Origin of the sequence: Symbiopectobacterium purcellii, from assembly GCF_052050035.1 — a bacterium.
Lineage (GTDB): Bacteria > Pseudomonadota > Gammaproteobacteria > Enterobacterales > Enterobacteriaceae > Symbiopectobacterium > Symbiopectobacterium purcellii_A.
In genome coordinates this window covers 2144700-2162273 of record NZ_CP189882.1, presented here as the reverse complement: position 1 = coordinate 2162273, position 17574 = coordinate 2144700, and the positions used below count along the sequence as shown (strand labels likewise).

Annotated in this window: 14 protein-coding genes and 1 pseudogene; 9 read left to right on the top strand and 6 right to left on the bottom strand. The window is 54.0% G+C overall.

The window, feature by feature from the left end; genetic code table 11:
- The first annotated feature begins 30 nt into the window (after positions 1–30).
- The 4 genes and pseudogenes from ACQGXV_RS15585 (at position 31) to tldD (ending at position 7493) form a co-directional block, all read left to right on the top strand.
- A pseudogene (locus ACQGXV_RS15585) lies at positions 31–624 on the top strand (Maf family protein).
- Complete coding sequence (gene rng, locus ACQGXV_RS15580) at positions 614–2083, top strand: ribonuclease G (protein WP_440866859.1); 1470 nt, start codon at positions 614–616, stop codon at positions 2081–2083. Before ACQGXV_RS15585 ends, rng begins: the two are co-directional and overlap by 11 nt.
- Before the next feature lie 71 nt (positions 2084–2154).
- Entirely contained in the window at positions 2155–5979 is a 3825-nt protein-coding gene (yhdP, locus tag ACQGXV_RS15575; RefSeq protein ID WP_440866858.1) for an AsmA2 domain-containing protein YhdP, read from the top strand.
- Between the two features lie 68 nt (positions 5980–6047).
- The gene (gene tldD / locus ACQGXV_RS15570) at positions 6048–7493 is read left to right on the top strand and encodes a metalloprotease TldD (RefSeq protein ID WP_440866857.1); all 1446 of its coding nucleotides are present in this window, start codon (positions 6048–6050) and stop codon (positions 7491–7493) included.
- A 48-nt stretch (positions 7494–7541) separates the two neighbouring features.
- Here tldD and ACQGXV_RS15565 read toward each other — a convergent pair whose 3' ends face one another.
- Positions 7542–8420, bottom strand: coding sequence for a hypothetical protein (locus ACQGXV_RS15565; protein ID WP_440866856.1), 879 nt, complete (start codon positions 8418–8420; stop codon positions 7542–7544).
- Between the two features lie 98 nt (positions 8421–8518).
- Positions 8519–9451, bottom strand: a complete 933-nt coding sequence (gene aaeR / locus ACQGXV_RS15560) for an HTH-type transcriptional activator AaeR (RefSeq protein ID WP_440866855.1) — start codon at positions 9449–9451, stop codon at positions 8519–8521.
- A gap of 516 nt (positions 9452–9967) precedes the next feature.
- On the opposite strand from aaeR, the gene aaeX reads away from it, so the two are divergent.
- Genes aaeX through aaeB form a run of 3 tightly spaced genes read left to right on the top strand, consistent with a single transcriptional unit; the run spans position 9968 to position 13112 of the window.
- Positions 9968–10171 carry a p-hydroxybenzoic acid efflux pump operon protein AaeX gene (aaeX, locus tag ACQGXV_RS15555; RefSeq protein ID WP_222159202.1) on the top strand — a complete coding sequence of 68 codons (204 nt, stop codon included), beginning with the start codon at positions 9968–9970 and terminating at the stop codon, positions 10169–10171.
- A gap of 22 nt (positions 10172–10193) precedes the next feature.
- The gene (aaeA, locus tag ACQGXV_RS15550) at positions 10194–11141 is read left to right on the top strand and encodes a p-hydroxybenzoic acid efflux pump subunit AaeA (RefSeq protein ID WP_440867449.1); all 948 of its coding nucleotides are present in this window, start codon (positions 10194–10196) and stop codon (positions 11139–11141) included.
- A gap of 12 nt (positions 11142–11153) precedes the next feature.
- Positions 11154–13112: a p-hydroxybenzoic acid efflux pump subunit AaeB gene (gene aaeB / locus ACQGXV_RS15545; RefSeq protein ID WP_440867448.1), complete on the top strand. Its 1959-nt coding sequence runs from the start codon at positions 11154–11156 to the stop codon at positions 13110–13112.
- Positions 13113–13154: 42 nt separating this feature from the next.
- On the opposite strand, the gene yjgA is transcribed toward aaeB, so the two are convergent.
- Positions 13155–13709, bottom strand: a complete 555-nt coding sequence (gene yjgA, locus ACQGXV_RS15540) for a ribosome biogenesis factor YjgA (RefSeq protein WP_440866854.1) — start codon at positions 13707–13709, stop codon at positions 13155–13157.
- A gap of 199 nt (positions 13710–13908) precedes the next feature.
- Between yjgA and pmbA the strand changes: the two genes are divergently transcribed.
- Both pmbA and ACQGXV_RS15530 read left to right on the top strand, forming a co-directional pair.
- Positions 13909–15249 carry a metalloprotease PmbA gene (pmbA, locus tag ACQGXV_RS15535; RefSeq protein WP_440866853.1) on the top strand — a complete coding sequence of 447 codons (1341 nt, stop codon included), beginning with the start codon at positions 13909–13911 and terminating at the stop codon, positions 15247–15249.
- A gap of 24 nt (positions 15250–15273) precedes the next feature.
- The gene (locus ACQGXV_RS15530; RefSeq protein ID WP_440866852.1) at positions 15274–15600 is read left to right on the top strand and encodes a hypothetical protein; all 327 of its coding nucleotides are present in this window, start codon (positions 15274–15276) and stop codon (positions 15598–15600) included.
- Positions 15601–15642: 42 nt separating this feature from the next.
- Here the strand turns inward: ACQGXV_RS15530 and rnk are convergent, their stop codons facing one another.
- The 3 genes from rnk to rapZ all read right to left on the bottom strand — a co-directional run bounded on the left by rnk (position 15643) and on the right by rapZ (position 17463).
- A complete protein-coding gene (gene rnk, locus ACQGXV_RS15525; RefSeq protein WP_440866851.1) occupies positions 15643–16053 on the bottom strand; it encodes a nucleoside diphosphate kinase regulator in 411 nt (136 codons plus the stop codon).
- 286 nt (positions 16054–16339) lie between these two features.
- A complete protein-coding gene (gene npr / locus ACQGXV_RS15520; RefSeq protein ID WP_440866850.1) occupies positions 16340–16612 on the bottom strand; it encodes a PTS phosphocarrier protein NPr in 273 nt (90 codons plus the stop codon).
- The gene (gene rapZ / locus ACQGXV_RS15515; RefSeq protein WP_440866849.1) at positions 16612–17463 is read right to left on the bottom strand and encodes an RNase adapter RapZ; all 852 of its coding nucleotides are present in this window, start codon (positions 17461–17463) and stop codon (positions 16612–16614) included. Before rapZ ends, npr begins: the two co-directional genes overlap by 1 nt.
- Positions 17464–17574 lie beyond the last annotated feature (111 nt).

Here is a 17574-nt window from a genome sequence, read left to right as displayed (position 1 = left end):
ATACGTAGAGTGACTACGTAGCGAGGATATATGACTGCGCTCTATCTGGCCTCGGGTTAACCGCGCCGCCGCGAACTGCTTACGTTGCTGGACATCCCTTTTGAACGGCTGCGGGTTGATGTTATCGAGCAGCGGGCAGCACATGAAACGGCAGAGGTCTATGTACGCCGTCTGGCGCAGGATAAAGCGCAGGCTGGGGTTGCTGCCGCACCACATGATTTGCCGGTGTTGGGGGCCGATACTATCGTGGTGCTGGAAGGCCAGGTGCTGGAAAAACCCCGTGACGAAGCCCATGCTGCGCACATCTTATCGATGCTTTCAGGGCGACAGCATCAGATGATGACCGCGGTCACGTTGGCCGATCGTCGCACTCAATGCAGCGCGCTGGTGGTGACCGACGTGACGTTCCGCGCCCTGACGCCGCAGGATATTACCGACTACGTTGCCAGCGGTGAGCCGATGGATAAAGCGGGAGCCTATGGCATTCAAGGTAAAGGCGGGTGTTTCGTCAAGGCTATCGCCGGCAGTTACCACGCGGTTGTCGGGTTGCCGCTGGTGGAAACATATGAATTGTATAATCAGATTATAGCGTTACGAACGGCAGGAGCAGAAAATGACAGCTGAGTTACTGGTCAACGTGACGCCGTCGGAAACGCGCGTTGCCTACATTGACGGCGGAATACTGCAAGAGATCCACATTGAGCGTGAAGCGAAACGCGGCATCGTGGGCAATATTTATAAAGGGCGTGTCAGCCGGGTTTTGCCGGGCATGCAGGCCGCATTCGTGGATATCGGGCTGGATAAAGCGGCGTTTTTGCACGCGTCAGACATTATGCCGCACACCGAATGCGTGGCCGGGGAAGAACAGAAAAATTTCCACGTGCGCAATATTACTGAACTGGTGCGCCAAGGGCAGGACTTGATGGTGCAGGTGGTGAAAGACCCGCTCGGTACCAAAGGTGCCCGATTGACCACTGATATTACCCTGCCATCGCGCTATCTGGTTTTTATGCCTGGCGCAGCCCACGTTGGGGTTTCACAGCGCATTGAAAGTGAAGTGGAACGCGAACGCCTGAAGAAAATCGTCAGCGAATACTGCGATGAGCAGGGTGGGTTTATTATTCGCACGGCGGCAGAAGGGAGCGGCGAAGATGAGCTTTCTTCTGACGCGGCGTTCCTCAAACGTTTATGGACCAAGGTCAGCGAGCGTAAAAAACGCAATCAGACCAAATGCAAGCTGTACGGTGAAGTGGCGCTGGCGCAGCGTATCCTGCGTGATTTTGCCGGTGCGGCGTTGGATCGCATCCGCATCGACTCCCGTCTGACCTATGACGCGTTGCTGGAGTTCACCACTGACTATATTCCGGAAACCACCAATAAGCTGGAGCATTACGCCGGACGCCAACCGATTTTCGATCTCTATGACGTGGAGAATGAAATTCAGCGTTCACTGGACAGAAAGGTTGAGTTGAAATCCGGTGGCTATCTGATCATCGATCAAACTGAGGCGATGACGACGATAGACATCAATACCGGGGCCTTCGTCGGTCATCGCAATCTGGATGAGACCATCTTTAACACCAATATCGAAGCGACGCAGGCCATTGCCCGCCAACTGCGGCTGCGCAACCTGGGTGGTATTATCATTATCGATTTTATCGACATGAGTAATGAGGACCACCGTCGTCGAGTACTGAACTCTCTGGAGCAGGCGCTCGCCAAAGATCGGGTTAAAACCAGTATTAACGGCTTCTCTCAACTAGGATTAGTGGAGATGACGCGCAAGCGCACCCGTGAGAGCATTGAACATGTGCTGTGTCATCAGTGCCCGACGTGCCATGGTCGCGGCAGGGTGAAAAGCGTCGAGACGGTTTGCTATGAAATCATGCGTGAAATTGTGCGGGTGCATCATGCCTATGACACCGCTCGTTTCCTGGTGTACGCATCGCCTGCGGTGGCTGAGGTATTGAAAAGCGAAGAATCCCACGCCCTGGCAGGGGTGGAAATCTTTGTCGGCAAACAGGTCAAGGTACAGATTGAGCCGTTGTACAGCCAGGAACAGTTTGATGTGGTGATGATGTAATCCCATGTCGATGATAAACCGAACAGAATGACTTCCCCGCGTCGCCTGCGACGAAGATCAAGGAGAATAGTGTGAGGCGACTGCGCGGCCTACTGCTGATGACGGGTGCTACGATTGTTGTTATCGTGGCGCTGATCGTCAGTGGTTTACGATTAGCGATGCCGCAGCTCGATCGTTTTCGGCCGCAAATCATGGCGTGGGTAACGTCGACGACGGGGGTATCGGTTGACGCGCAACGCCTTACTGGCAGTTGGGCCTCTTTTGGGCCGACGCTTTCGATCGATGGCCTGACGAGCGAGTCGCGTGCTGCACGCTGGCAGGCGGAACGCATCACGCTGGCGCTGGATGTGTGGCAGTCATTGTTGAATGCGCGCTGGCAGTTTCGCGATCTGACGTTCCACCGCATGCGTTTGACGCTGGATGCCACATTGACCGGACAGCGGGCCGACGGTAGCCTGATCGAAACCGATCGCCTAAGTACGCTGTTCCTCCAGCAATTCGATCTCTTCGATCTGCGCGACAGTCATCTCTCTTTCCTCACGCCTTCTGGCGATCGTGCTGAACTCGCCATCCCACAATTGACCTGGTTGAACCGCAACAACCGGCACCGTGCCGAAGGGCAAATCAGCCTGTCGAGTTTTAATGGGCAGCACGGTGTGGTGCAGGTACGCATGGATTTGCAGGCTATTCAGGGCCACCTGAATGACGGCACGGTGTACCTACAGGCTGACAATATTGATATGAAGCCCTGGATCAGCCGCTGGCTAAAAAATAATACCGGACTAGAGAGCGCCAATTTCAATCTGGCGGCCTGGTTGCAGGTGCGCAGCGGAGCGCTGGTTGCCAGCGATGTCTTTTTGGCGCAGGGCACGGCAGCCTGGAAAGAAGGAGACAGCACCCATCGTCTGTGCGTAGACGAGCTGGCACTGCATGCCACGAAGCAGGGTGCAGGCTGGCAGGTTGCCGTGCCTGTCTTGAATCTGGCGACGGACGGCGTCGCCTGGCCGAAGGGGAGTCTGGCGGCGCGCTGGATACCCGCGCCATCGACAGATCAGCAAGATATGCTGCTGGTGCGTGCCAGCGAGCTGAGTCTGGCTCGTTTGCGTGATTTACTGCCGTTGCTGTCCACGGTGACGCCCGAGCTTAAAACGCGCTGGGAGGCGCTACAACCGGAAGGGCTTCTGACACAACTGGCCCTTGATATTCCCTTAAAACAACCGGAAAAAATCCGTTTTCAAGCGGCATGGCGCGATCTGCGCTGGAAAGCGTGGGAATGGTTGCCGGGCGGTGAAAAGCTGGCTGGCACGCTGAATGGCAGCGTCGAACGCGGGCGCGTCACCTTCTCGTTACCGCAAAGCGTGCTGCCCAGCGGTAATCAGTTCCGGGCACCGTTCGAGATCCAGCAGGCAAACGGTGCGGTAGACTGGAGTAATGCCGCCGACGGTTGGGAAGTGTGGAGTAAAGGGCTCAATGTACAGGCCCGTGCGCTAAAGGCGCAGGGTGATTTTCAATACCGTCATCCGGTGAATGGGGAGCCGCGTCTGGATATTCTGGCGGGAATTCGGCTAGCCGATGCCTCTGAAGCCTGGCGTTACTTCCCAGAACCGCTGATGGGCGCACAGTTGGTTAAGTACTTGACCGGCGCGCTAAAAGGGGGGCACGTCGACAACGCCACGCTGGTTTTTGCTGGAAACCCGTCGCATTTCCCCTTTGAACATAACGAAGGCCAGTTTCAGGTATGGGTGCCACTACGCGCGGCAACCTTCGAATTTGAACCCGGTTGGCCCGCGCTGTCACCGCTGGATATCGATCTCAATTTTGCCAACAATGGCCTGTGGATGTCCGCGCCGTCAACGCAGTTAGGGAATGTCGCCGGCAGAAATATTCTTGCCGCCATCCCTGACTACAGTAAAGAAAAGTTACTGATCGATGGCGAACTTCAAGGTGAAGGGGCCGATGTTGGGCACTATTTTGAACAAACGCCGCTCAAGGACAGCGTGGGGAGCGCGTTAAAACAACTGCAAATTGGCGGTAGCGTCAATGGCACGCTGCACCTCGATATTCCCCTGTCGCACGGCACGGTGGAGGCCAGTGGTGATATTCAACTCAGTAACAATAGCCTGTATATCAAACCGCTGAATAGCACGCTGAAACAGCTCAAAGGGCGCTTCCATTATCGCAATGGCACCTTGAACAGCGATGACATTGCGGCTAACTGGTTAGGGCAACCCGTCACGTTCAGTTTCACCACCGAAGAGCAGGAAAAAGCTTTTCTGGTCAAGGTGGGGCTGAACGGCGAATGGGCACCCGCGCAGTTCCCCGGTCTGCCAAAAACAGTGCAAACCGCACTGTCGGGAACTGCCGCCTGGCGTAGCGATGTGACGGTGAATCTGCCCTATAAAGGCGTTGAGACCTATGAGGTCAGCGTCGATGCCGATCTGAAAAATGTAAGTACTCGCTTACCTGAACCCTTTAACAAGGCGCAGGGAACGGCGGTGCCGCTCAAGATCGCCGCCAAAGGGGATCTCAAGGGGTTTGCGCTCTCGGGGAGCTTGGGAAAATCCGCACAGTTTAACAGCCAGTGGTTGCTGCACGGTGATGCGCTGACGCTAGCGCGCGCTGTCTGGCAACAAGGTGCTCAAACGCTGCCCGCGCTGCCGGAACAGTCGGAACTGGTGCTGGTGCTGCCCGCGTTGGATGCGGAGCGCTGGTTGGGATTGCTGCCTGCTCTGCGTGGCGATACCGCCTTGCGCAAAGGGGCACAAAGCAATCTCCATGTGCCGGAGAGCGTGACGTTGCGCACACCTGCGCTACAACTGCTCGGTCAACAGTGGCATGACGTGGTACTCAATAGCCGCAACACGCCGCAGGGCAATGAAATTCACACTACCGGGCGTGCGATTGATGCTAATTTGACGGTTCCACAAAGCGGCATGTGGCGTGCGGATATTCGCTATCTCTATTACAACCCGCAGTGGAAAGGGGATGAAGCAACCAACCCCGTGGCGCTGGCCGAGAAGAAATCACCGCTTAATGACCCGAGCATCCGCTTTGAAGACTGGCCTGCGTTGCAGCTTGCCTGCCGGGAATGCTGGATTGCCGGGCAGAACCTGGGCCAAATCACGGCGACGCTGCAACCAGAAAAAGATAAGCTGACGCTCAGTGAGGGCGTGATCGATACCGGCAAAGCCAAGCTGACTGCCAGCGGCAGTTGGCAGGAGAATGCCGACGGGGTTCGCACCGCACTTAAAGGGCGTTTAACGGGCGGCACCCTGGAGCAAAATGCTGACTGGTTTGGGATTGATACGCCACTGCGCGCAGCAACCTTTGATGTTGACTATGATCTCTATTGGCGCGGTTCGCCGTGGGCACCGCATCTGGCGAGCCTGAGCGGTATTTTGCACACGCGTATTGGCAAGGGGGACATCGTCAATGCGGGTACGGGCCAGGCGGGACGCTTGCTGCGTCTGGTGAGCTTTGATGCGTTGCTGCGCAAATTGCAGTTTGATTTCAGAGATACCTTTGGCAAAGGCTTCTATTTCGATTCCATCCGCAGTACGGCCTGGATTAAAGACGGCGTGTTGCATACCGACGATCTGCTGGTCGATGGATTGGAAGCCGATATTGCCATGAATGGCAGTGTCGATCTGGCTAACCGGCAAATTGCCATGGAAGCGGTGATTGCACCGGAGATATCAGCCACGGTGGGGGTGGCTACCGCCTTTGTGGTCAACCCGGTGATCGGTGCTGCTGTGTTTGCGACCAGTAAGGTACTGGCACCGCTCTGGAACAAAATTTCGCTGATTCGCTACCAGATTCATGGCAGCCTGGATCAGCCTACGATTAAGGAAGTCCTGCGCGAGCCGCAAAAAAATGCGGCGCAGGAGCGGCGTTAATACGCCAGCATAGTGATGGCTCCGTGCCGTTTATTCATCGGTTTCATGTGAACTAAAGTGGAAAAAATATGAGTCTTTCGTTTGTCAGTGAACAGTTACTCACTGCTAACAACTTGAGCCAGCAAGACCTGTTCTCGGTGTTAGAGGTATTGAATGAACGTCGCCTGGATTATGCCGATCTCTATTTTCAATCCAGTTACCATGAATCCTGGGTGCTGGAAGACCGCATCATTAAAGATGGTTCTTACAATATCGATCAAGGGGTCGGTATTCGTGCGGTAAGCGGAGAAAAAACCGGGTTTGCCTATGCGGACCAGATCACCCTCAATGCGCTGCACCAAAGCGCTCAGGCAGCGCGCAGTATCGTGCGTGAGCAGGGCACTGGCCGCGTTCGTACGCTGGGGGAAAACGTTCATCGTGCGCTGTATCCGCAGCTCAACCCACTGGACAGCCTGAGTCGGGAAGAGAAACTGGCACTGCTGCAACGCGCAGACAGCGTAGCGCGCGCGGCCGACGCCCGCGTGCAGGAAGTGAGCGTCAGCCTGACCGGTGTCTACGAACACGTGCTGGTTGCGGCGACCGACGGCACGTTGGCGGCGGATGTGCGCCCGCTGGTGCGCCTGTCGATCAGCGTGCTGGTCGAGCAGGACGGTAAACGTGAACGCGGTGCCAGCGGTGGCGGCGCGCGCGTGGGTTACGACTACTTTTGGCAAATGGTGGACGGTGAAGCGCGGGTGGAAGCCTGGGCGAAAGAAGCGGTGCGTATGGCGCTGGTCAATCTGTCCGCCGTTGCTGCGCCTGCGGGCACGATGCCGGTGGTGCTGGGCGCGGGTTGGCCGGGCGTGCTGCTGCATGAAGCTGTCGGGCACGGGTTGGAAGGCGATTTTAACCGCCGTGGCACGTCGGTGTTCAGTGGGCAGACGGGTAAGCTGGTCGCCTCTGAACTGTGCACCGTGGTGGATGATGGCACGCTGGAAGGACGCCGCGGTTCGCTGGCGATGGATGACGAAGGCGTGGCCGGACAATACAACGTGCTGATTGAGAACGGTGTGCTGAAAGGCTATATGCAGGACAAACTCAACGCGCGTTTGATGGGCGTAGCCCCGACCGGTAATGGCCGCCGTGAGTCTTATGCCCATTTGCCGATGCCGCGCATGACCAATACCTATATGTTGGCGAGTCAATCGACGCCGGAATCGATCATTTCCAGCGTAGAATACGGCTTATATGCGCCTAACTTTGGCGGTGGCCAGGTGAATATCACCTCCGGCAAGTTTGTGTTCTCAACCTCTGAAGCCTATCTGATTGAAAATGGTAAAGTCACGATGCCGGTTAAAGGGGCGACCTTGATTGGCTCCGGTATCGAAGCCATGCAGCAGATTTCCATGGTAGGTAACGATCTGGCGCTCGATAAGGGCGTTGGCGTATGCGGTAAAGAGGGCCAAAGCCTGCCCGTTGGCGTTGGGCAACCGACGCTGAAACTGGACAGCATGACTGTAGGCGGTACGGCGTAACCTGCACCTCTGTCACCGCCATGCGGGTGTGAAAATGCGTGGCGGTGACTACTCAATGCCTGGATGTGTTACGTTAACGCGAGTGATGCTACAGTAACCGTTGCTGTCTATTTCGACAGTAGCATTTGCTGAAAAGCAACGGTGCCTTAAATCAGGGTAAATTTCTTTATACTCAACGTACGTATTTTCATCAATGTTCTTGAAAAAATGCATGCTGATGATGACGTTATTCAGATCATCCAAAAACAGGGATATGGTTTTATTGGGTGAGCAGAGCATCGGTATTTCTTTGGCATTCTGATATATTTGGTCACAAATATCAATCATGCCCGTTTGAGAAAGTGCCACATTTAATGATTTTTTTTGCTCTTCTGATATTTTATTTACCAGATGGTGATCAATGTTTTCTAACGTGATTCGCTCAGGTTCTTTTGAACCATTAAGTAAAAAAACACTACTTCTTGGGATGTCTAATTTCAATTGCCCTAGTTTTATATCACACTCATTGTCACATCTTTCCGTAAATTTCGTTATTTTATCGTCCATCTCAATGGTTTTTCCTTGAGTGGATAATTTCTCGGTAGATATCAATTCTCCAATCGATAGAACGAAAGAGAAGGATGTGTCATTTGTATCTGATGTATCATCTACCTCTATGGTATAGGTAAAAAATTCTTTAAAAGCAGGTGATACCATGGATTTAAGTTGATTGAACGCTTCAATCTTTTTATTGACATTATCACTATTCATCAGTTTAAATAAATTTTTTTTTGCATTTTCTTTATCGGTTCCACAAAACCAGTCTGCAATCTTATCCCATAGTGTTTTTATTTTATTTGGTTTTTTATTGTTTTTTATCTCTTCTATTTCATTAAATGTAATCGTTCTTGAAAATAAACTCCCTGAAATATTGAATGCCGTTGTCATAAATGCCCCCTTGGTTAAAGAAAGCACAGTATAACAGACTAAACGTGAAGGTAATCTATACCACATTTAACTTTCAGGTGAATTCCGTAGTGTGAGTGTTATGATTTTCCTAATGTTTCTTGCCTATGGCTTTGATAAATTTGAGCAACATTCTTAAAATATTCCGTCATATAATTGATGCACAGTTGTACTTTGAGCGGCAAATTATCCTTACGTGTGTACAATGCGTAAACCGGGCGCGGATCGGAGTGATAGCGGCTGAACAGAATTTCCACTTCGCCGCGTGCAATCTCATCAATAATCCACATCAGTGGAATATAGGCGATACCTGCGCCGGTTTTGAGCCAACGCACCAGCGTCTGCGGATCGTTAGTAGCAAAGCGACCCTGCGGTGCGATTTTGGTGGATATACCCTCCGGGGCGATCAGTTCAAACTCACTGTCTGCGCGTACGGTGTATTCCAGCCAGGAGAAACTTTCCACGTCTGACGGTTTTTCTGGGGTGCCATGCTGGGTCAAATAGCGTTTGGCGGCGCACACCACCATCGGCATCGAACCGAGACGTTTGGCAAACAGGCTGGAGTCCTGTAAGGCGCCCACGCGGATAACAATATCCAACCCGTCTGCGATCAGGTCGGGAGCCGGAATGCCGGTGACCAGATTGACCGAGAGCCCTGGGTATTTCAGCAGCATCTCTGCTGTCATGGCTGCCAGCACGTTTTGCGCCATGGTGGAGGAACTGCCAATGCGCAGCGTGCCGATCGGCGTGTTATTGAAGGCATAGAGCTGATCGTGCGCTTCGTGTGCCTCATGCAGCATACGACGGCAGCCGTGGTAGTAGATCTTGCCGCCTTCAGTAAGCCCAATGCTGCGTGTGCTGCGGTTGAGCAGCTTGATCTGTAGCTCTTCTTCCAGCCGGGTCACCGTTTGGCTGACAGCGGAAACGCTCATGTTTAATTGTCGGGCGGCGGCGGTAAACGAGCCGCACTGCACTACGCGCGTAAAGACCGACATGCTCTTTAGTCTTTCCATTATTCACTCTGGCTTAAAAGTGATTTAGATCACATATCATAGATGAAACGCTAATAAACATCCATAATACACTGCATTCGAACGAATCGGGCGGGAAGAATACCGGTGTGCTTCGTGCTACTTGTTTCCATAAGGTAACAGGTTGCGTTCGCTTCTACTAAACAACCTGCCATCTCTCTTGATCAGTGTAATGCCCTTCATGCCTTTTAGCATTAATGGCTGACAGGTCCGTGTCGTCGTTGGTTATGAACCCTCATGCCTGTGTCTACGGTGACGCGGTTGGTATCGTTTATACCCGTCATACTTCAAGTCGCAGATGCGTTGGCTACGGTCGTTCACCCGAATCACTGACCTGAGTAAGTTCATCGGGATGAACTCACTTGCCGCGTTACGAGACTCATAAATGAGTCTCGCTCTAAATGGCCAGCGCAAGCGCTGTTCAAAACGTTAACGTTTTGTCCTGCAACTCGAATTATGTAGGGTATCTTCGTCAATTGAAATGAAAAGGAAAAGAGGATGAGCTCACTCCCGGTGATGGTGCTGTTTGGCCTGTCTTTCCCGCCCGTATTCTTTGTGTTGCTGGTATCGCTGGCACTATTTTTTGTGTTGAACCGTGTTTTACAGCCCACTGGCGTTTATGACGTGGTATGGCATCCGGCGCTGTTTAACACTGCTCTGTTTTGCTGCCTGTTTTATCTTATCTTTCGCTTCTCCCTTTGAGGTTACTGTGAAAACCCTTGCTATAAAATTTCCTGTTGTCTCGCTGATAACCAAAAGGCTACTGCGTGTCGGTATTACGCTGTGCGTGCTGTTGCTGGCAGCCGTTGCGCTGCTGCGCGTTTGGGCGTTTTACACCGAATCGCCGTGGACGCGAGACGCGAAGTTCAGCGCAGACGTTGTAGCGATAGCGCCGGATGTCAGCGGGTTGTTGACAGAGGTGTTGGTGCATGACAATCAACAGGTGAAAAAGGGGGATGTGCTGTTTGTGGTCGATCCCCCTCGTTTTCAGCAAGCACAGGCGCAAGCACAGGCGGATGTGAACTACTACCTGGCGCTGGTCAATGAAAAGCGGCGTGAGTCTGGGCGGCGTGCGCGCCTCGGCGTACAGGCCATGTCGCAAGAGGCGATCGATCAGTCTGGCAGCGCGCTGGAAACCGCGCAGCATCAGTTAGCCAAGGCGCAAGCGACGCTGGCGCTGGCGAAGCTGGATCTGGAACGTACCGAGATTCGCGCGCCAGCGGACGGTTGGGTGACCAACCTCAATGTGCAGCGCGGAGAATATATTACGCGCGGCGCGACCGCCGTGGCGCTGGTGAAAAAGGGCTCGTTCTATCTGGTGGCCTATATGGAAGAGACCAAACTGGCGAGCGTTCATGCGGGCGATCGGGTCGAGATCACGCCGCTGGGTAGCGATCGGCTGTTCTACGGTACGGTTGACAGCGTGGCGGCGGCGATCACTAACAGCAGCGCCAACGTAGACAGTAAAGGGTTGGCGACGGTGGATGCCAATCTGGAATGGGTGCGACTGGCACAGCGCGTGCCGGTAAGAATCCATCTGGATCAACAGCGTGATATTCCTTATCCGGCGGGCACCACGGCCACCGTGGTGATTGCGCAGGCAGATGCTCCGCAAAACAAGCAGCCTTCACCGTTGATCCGCTTGCTCTATCGGCTGCGTGAGTTTGGTTAAGACGAGCTCATGATGAAAATGCCTGCTTTTCCCCACTGGCGTTTTGCCTGCAAACTCAGCGTTGCCGTTGTACTGTCGCTGTTTCTCGGCTTCCACTTTCAGTTAGAAACGCCTAGTTGGTCAGTGCTCACTGCGGCCATTGTAGCCGCTGGTCCTGCTTTTGCTGCTGGTGGCGATCCCTTTTCTGGAGCGATTCGGCACCGTGGGATATTGCGTATTGTGGGCACCTTTATCGGCTGTGTCGGTGCGTTGGTGATTATTATCGCGACCATTCGTGCACCCGTAGTGATGCTGCTGCTGTGCTGCATATGGGCGGGATTTTGTACCTGGGTGTCATCGCTGGTCAAGGTGGAAAACGCTTACGTATGGGGACTGGCGGGCTATACCGCATTAATTATTATCGTGTCTACCCAAAGCGCGCCGTTGCTGACGCCACAGTTTGCCGTTGAGCGCTGTAGCGAGATTGTTTTGGGCATTGTTTGTGCCATTGTGGCAGCTCTGCTGTTCACTCCGCGTTCCATCAAACACCATATCGACAGCAGCCTGGAAGGGCTACTACTGGATCACTATCGCCTGCTGCCACTCTGTATTCGGGGGGCGTCGCGTGAAGAGATTGACGTTGCCTGGCACGGGCTGGTGCGCAAAAGCACCGCATTGGCTGGCATGGGCAATCCACTGCTGCTGGAATCGGCGAGCTGGCAAAATAGCCATCGGCGCATCAAGGCGCTGCTGGCGCAATCATTTACCCTGATTACCCAGGCGTGTGAAACCTACCTGGTGCTACAGGATAAACCCGAACCGCTCAGAACCAGCCTGGCGATGCTGATTGATGCACCGGTGGACTCGATGGTCGATGTGCGTAAACGGGTCAAGCAACTGCGCCACGCAATTGCAGCCGGTGAACGCAAGACCGTGCCACCGACGCTGATTGGCTGGGTGGGGGCCGCAACGCGCTACCTGTTACTGGCAAAAGTGATTCAGACCAACGCCCGGTTGACGCAGGTTGAGGGCGAACTGCTGCGTGATGAAGTGATGGTGAAAGCGGCTTCGGCTGAGCGTCATCATGCGATGATCAACGGCTGGCGCACCGGCGTGGCGACGGCGGTAGGCTGTTTATTTTGGCTTATCACCGGTTGGACCTCGGGCAGTGCCTGCATGGTGATGATTGCTGTAGTGACGGCGTTGGCGATGCGCCTGCCCAACCCAAAACGCATGGCGGTCGATTTCCTGGTCGGCACGGTCTATGCCTTGCCGTTGGGATCGCTGCTGTTCATGTTTGTACTGCCATCCACGCAGCAAAGCATGCTGCTGCTATGTCTCAGTCTGGGCATTATGGCCTTCATTATCGGCATTGAAGTGCAAAAGCGGCGTATGGGATCGCTGGGGGCACTGGCCAGCACCATCAATATACTGGTGTTGGATAACCCGATGACGTTTAATCTCAGCCACTTTCTGGATAGTGCGATTGGGCAGGTTATCGGCTGCTTGCTGGCGTGGCTGGTTATCTTGTTGATTCGCGATAATTCACGTGCACGCAGCGGGCATGCGCTACTTAACCGTTTTGTTTACAGCGCGGTATCGGCACTGACCACCAACCCAACCAAGCGGCGTGAGAACCACTTACCTGCGCTCTATCAGCAGATCTACCTGTTGTTGACCCTGTTTCCCAACGACATTGCCAAATACCGCCTGGCGCTGTCGCTGATTATTCTGCACCAGCGAATGCGGAATCTGCCGCTGCCGATGGACAGTGAACTGTCGGCTTTTCATCGTCGTCTTCGTCAGGCGGCAGAACAGGTCAGCGACGCGCGACGAGAGATTTCCCGCCGTCACGCTTTTACTCAATTGCTGACCTTATTGGATGAGTATCAGATTGCGTTATGTCAACGCCAAATAGCGCCGGAGGTCGGTGCATCGGTTGGACGTATCACGGAGATACTGCACCGCTATCAGCATGCGTTGGTGGAGTAACGCTGAGGGTGACTCCACCACGAGGTGATTTACCTCAAGGGATTAGGCCTGATCTTCAGCCAGTTCGCGCAGATATTGGAAAATTTGGCGGTAAGACTTGGGCGGCTTGTTCGCGGCTTTTTCTTTTTGCGCATTGCGCACCAGTGAGCGCAACTGCTGGCGATCGGCGGCCGGATAGAGCCCGAGGATGTCCGGAATGGCATCATCCCCTTCCTCAATAAGCCTGTCGCGCAGTTGTTCCAGCTTGTGAAACAGGGCGACCTGTTGGTTGTGGCGGTTCTTTAGCTTATCCAGTGCGATTTGAATCGGCTCCGGATCGCGGGCGCGCAGCATCTTACCGATCAGTTGCACCTGACGGCGGCGGCCCTCTTTTTTGATGCGCTGCGCCAGCTCAACCGCAGCACGCAGATCGTCATCCAGCGGGATGCGCTCCAGCGCATTTTTGCCGAGCTCAATCAGCTCAACGCCAAGATCTTTCAGCGCTTCTGCATCGCGTTTGATTTCACTTTTACTGACCCAGATGATCTCATCGTCTTCATCATCTTCGGCGTGCGGGTCCGGTACGTCGTCGAGCCACTCTTCAGGGTGTTTGTTCATTATCTCTTTCCGTAACAGTTCGGGCATGTGACGCGGTTAACGCCATAAAAAAGACGCCGATCCTAACAGGTTTGGGCTTTTTGCGAAATTATCCTGATATCCTGTTAGACTCAAGCATACAACTTTAGGCGCAGAAGAGGGGCAAGGCAGACGCCATTTCCCGGCTTCTGAACGACTTTTAACTCAGTATGGCAGAACGATGACAATAATCACTCAGGTTGCAGAACAGCGTAAAGCATTGGAGCAGGCAGTCGCACAGGCGTTGGAGCTGGCGCGTGCTGGTTCATATGCGGCAGAGGTGGCCATTTCCAAAACCACAGGGATCAGCGTCAGTACGCGCTACGGCGAGGTTGAAAATGTGGAATTCAACAGCGATGGTGCATTGGGAATTACCGTATACCATCAGCAGCGTAAAGGCAGTGCGTCATCGACCGACTTGAGCCCGGCGGCCATCGCCCGCACCGTGCAGGCTGCGTTGGATATTGCCCGTTATACCTCGCCCGATCCTTTTTCTGGCCCCGCAGAACAAGAACTGCTGGCATTTGACGCACCCGATCTCGATCTGTTTCATCCTGCCGCGTTGGATGCGGAAAAGGGCATTGAGCTGGCTGCCCGCGCTGAGCAGGCGGCGCTGAAAGCTGACACGCGCATTACCAACACCGAAGGGGGCAGCTTCAACAGCCACTACGGTATCAAAGTGTTCGGTAACAGCCACGGCATGCTGCAAAGTTATTTATCGAGCCGCCACTCCATGTCGAGCTGTGTGATTGCCGAAGTGAACGGTGATATGGAGCGCGATTACGCTTACACCGTAGGTCGTGCGCTGGACGATTTGCAAAGTCCGGAATGGGTCGGTGAAGAGTGCGCTCGCCGCACGCTCTCGCGTTTATCACCGCGCAAGCTACCGACCATGGAAGCACCGGTGATGTTTGCGGCCGAAGTGGCTACCGGTTTATTCGGCCACTTGGTGGGGGCGATCAGCGGTGGCAACGTGTACCGTAAATCGTCGTTCCTGCTCGATAAACTGGGCCAGCAGATCCTGCCGGATTGGATCACTATCGAAGAGCTGCCGCACCTGCGTAAAGGACTGGCGTCCACTCCGTTCGACAGTGAAGGGGTACGCACCACGCAGCGGGACATCGTTAAAGACGGCGTGCTGCAAACCTGGCTGTTGACCAGCTATGCGGCGCGTAAACTCGGCATGAAGAGCACCGGTCATGCCGGCGGCATTCACAACTGGCGCATTGCGGGGCAAGGGCTGAATTTCCAACAGATGCTTAAGCAGATGGATAAAGGCTTGCTGGTGACCGAACTGATGGGACAGGGCGTGAGTGCGGTAACGGGGGATTACTCGCGCGGGGCGTCAGGCTTCTGGGTAGAAAATGGCGAGATTCAGTATCCGGTGAGTGAAATCACTATTGCCGGTAACCTGAAAACCATGCTGCGCGACATGGTGACGCTGGGGGATGATATTGAAACCCGCAGCAATATTCAGTGCGGTTCTGCGCTCTTGCCGAGCATGAATATCGCCGGGATGTAATCAGGCGTATACGTACACAACGGCATGTCTAGGGAGCAGGGAATACCCGACAGCGCGTTTGATGTCGATCTCGCACAGCAACTCGCGCAGGATAAAACGGATTTTCGCAAGCGGCTGGCGCTGGTGGCGCTTTTGCGTGTCGAGCCGGATCCGCGCAGTCTGGGGATTTTGCGCGACATGATGCAGCGGGATTTCGTTTTTGATGTGCTCTGGGCGGCCTGGGAAGCATTGACGGCCAAAGGGGAATTACCCACCGAACCGCGTAAGAAAGCAGGCCACCTGATGTCACGCATGTGGTGGCAAGGTTTGGGGGATAAACTGACGAACGGGTGGCTACTGTGGCCGTTTTGACGCAATCATGACTGCCCTGAAATCAGGGCAGTGGGCGCGTGCTTAGCGATGATATTCGCCAGCGGCCTCAGGCTGGTAGAGCAATTCCAGAACTTCCACGCGAGTTTCCGTCCCGTTATGCAACTGCCAGTTAATGGTATTCCCAACGCGCAGACCCAGCAGGGCTGCGCCGAGTGGCGCCATAACAGACAGTTGTTCCTTGCTGTCCTGCATGGCGGCAGGATAAACCAGAGTTCGGGTGTGCTCTTCGTTAGTGTTTAAATCGCGAAAGCGTACCCGACTGTTCATGGTGACGACATCTGACGCGATGTCCTCTGAAGGCAAGATCTCTGCACGATCCAGCTCCTCATTCAACGCTTGTGCAATCGGTGTGCCTGCAAATGCAGGTTGTTCCAACAGCCGATCCAGGCGCTCCGCATCCAGTTCGCTAATAGTCAGGTTAGGTTTCGTCATACTCCTCTCCAATAGGTTGGTAAAACATAACCCCCGTTCAAACGCATAGCGGTAACAAACAACGTTACTGCATGGCACTAAGATCAAGGTTCATAGAGATATAAGCACGTACTGCATATATGGAAAAACAATATCAAGAGAAAAAGTCTACCGCATTTTTATCAACACCCCCGCGCCAGTTACGCGGGGGTGTTGATAAAAATGAGATATAACTTGTAACGAAGTTATACCATAAGGCAGCGTTATTACCTATGGCATTGTCCATTTTTGGGATTATTGTCGCGGGTTACTCTTCGTCAAACCCGGCTTCGAACAATTCAACCACCGCAGCCAGCGCGGCGGTTTCATCTGCGCCGCTGGCTTCCACTTCAATGTGTTTACCCTGGGCAGAATCCAACATAATCATGGCGATCACGCTGCTGGCTTCCGCCTTAACGCCGCTTTCGTTACGCAACATCACTTCGGCATCAAAGCTTTGCACCAGCTCAAACAGCTTCATCGCCGGGCGAGCGTGCATACCCAGTTTATTCTTGACGATGACCGTCTGTTTGACCGCCACTATTTGCGTTTTTCCAGCGTGCGGTGGCGGGACTGTACGTTTTTGCCGCGCGAGCGGAAGTAGTCAGCCAGTTGCTCAGCCACATAGACGGAACGGTGTTTGCCGCCGGTACAGCCAATGGCAACCGTCAGGTAGCTACGGTTGTTGGTTTCCAGCATTGGCAGCCATAGTTCCAGGTAGCTGCGTGTCTGGTAAATAAAATTGTGCACTTCCGTATGGCGATCGAGGAATGCGGCAACCGGCTTGTCGAGCCCGGTCATCGGACGTAATTTCGGATCCCAGTGAGGGTTTGGCAGGAAGCGCACATCAAACACGTAATCCGCATCGATAGGAATGCCGTGCTTGTAACCAAAGGATTCGAACACCATGGTCAGTTCACGCTCGCGTTTGCCCAGCAGTCGGGTACGCAGCATTTCCGCCAGTTCATGCACTGACATTTCAGACGTATCGATGATCAGATCGGCGCGAGAACGCAACGGTTCCAGCAGGTCATTCTCTTCATCGATGGCGCTTTCCAGCGAAAGATTTTTGCTGGAAAGGGGGTGCAAACGGCGCGTATCGCTGTAACGGCGAATCAGCGTATTGCGATCGGCATCCAGAAACAGCAGCTGCGGCGCAAAACTGTGCGGCAACTGATCCATGGCGTGCTCGAAGATTTCCGGCGATTCTGGCATGTTGCGCACGTCAATGCTGACTGCTGCCGAGATATCCCGTTGTGCCAGCGTGTTGGCCAGTTCCGGCAGCAACACCACGGGCAGGTTGTCCACGCAATAAAAGCCCATATCTTCCAGGGCGCGCAGGGCCACAGATTTTCCTGAACCTGAGCGACCACTGACAATCATCAGCACCATCCGACGACTCCCCTCCGGCTATAGCCTTCTTTTGTTACACCCTGACCGAGTGATTCATCTGTATGACGCAAATCGTAGCGCGAATGTCTGAATGTCGCGCGCTTTCCACAG

Coding starts and splice junctions, on each gene's coding strand:
- rng (WP_440866859.1), top strand. CDS start 614: ATGACAGCTGAGTTACTGGTCAACGTGACGCCGTCGGAAACGCGCGTT.
- tldD (WP_440866857.1), top strand. CDS start 6,048: ATGAGTCTTTCGTTTGTCAGTGAACAGTTACTCACTGCTAACAACTTG.
- ACQGXV_RS15565 (WP_440866856.1), bottom strand. CDS start 8,420: ATGACAACGGCATTCAATATTTCAGGGAGTTTATTTTCAAGAACGATT.
- aaeR (WP_440866855.1), bottom strand. CDS start 9,451: ATGGAAAGACTAAAGAGCATGTCGGTCTTTACGCGCGTAGTGCAGTGC.
- aaeX (WP_222159202.1), top strand. CDS start 9,968: ATGAGCTCACTCCCGGTGATGGTGCTGTTTGGCCTGTCTTTCCCGCCC.
- aaeB (WP_440867448.1), top strand. CDS start 11,154: ATGAAAATGCCTGCTTTTCCCCACTGGCGTTTTGCCTGCAAACTCAGC.
- yjgA (WP_440866854.1), bottom strand. CDS start 13,709: ATGAACAAACACCCTGAAGAGTGGCTCGACGACGTACCGGACCCGCAC.
- pmbA (WP_440866853.1), top strand. CDS start 13,909: ATGACAATAATCACTCAGGTTGCAGAACAGCGTAAAGCATTGGAGCAG.
- ACQGXV_RS15530 (WP_440866852.1), top strand. CDS start 15,274: ATGTCTAGGGAGCAGGGAATACCCGACAGCGCGTTTGATGTCGATCTC.
- rnk (WP_440866851.1), bottom strand. CDS start 16,053: ATGACGAAACCTAACCTGACTATTAGCGAACTGGATGCGGAGCGCCTG.
- rapZ (WP_440866849.1), bottom strand. CDS start 17,463: ATGGTGCTGATGATTGTCAGTGGTCGCTCAGGTTCAGGAAAATCTGTG.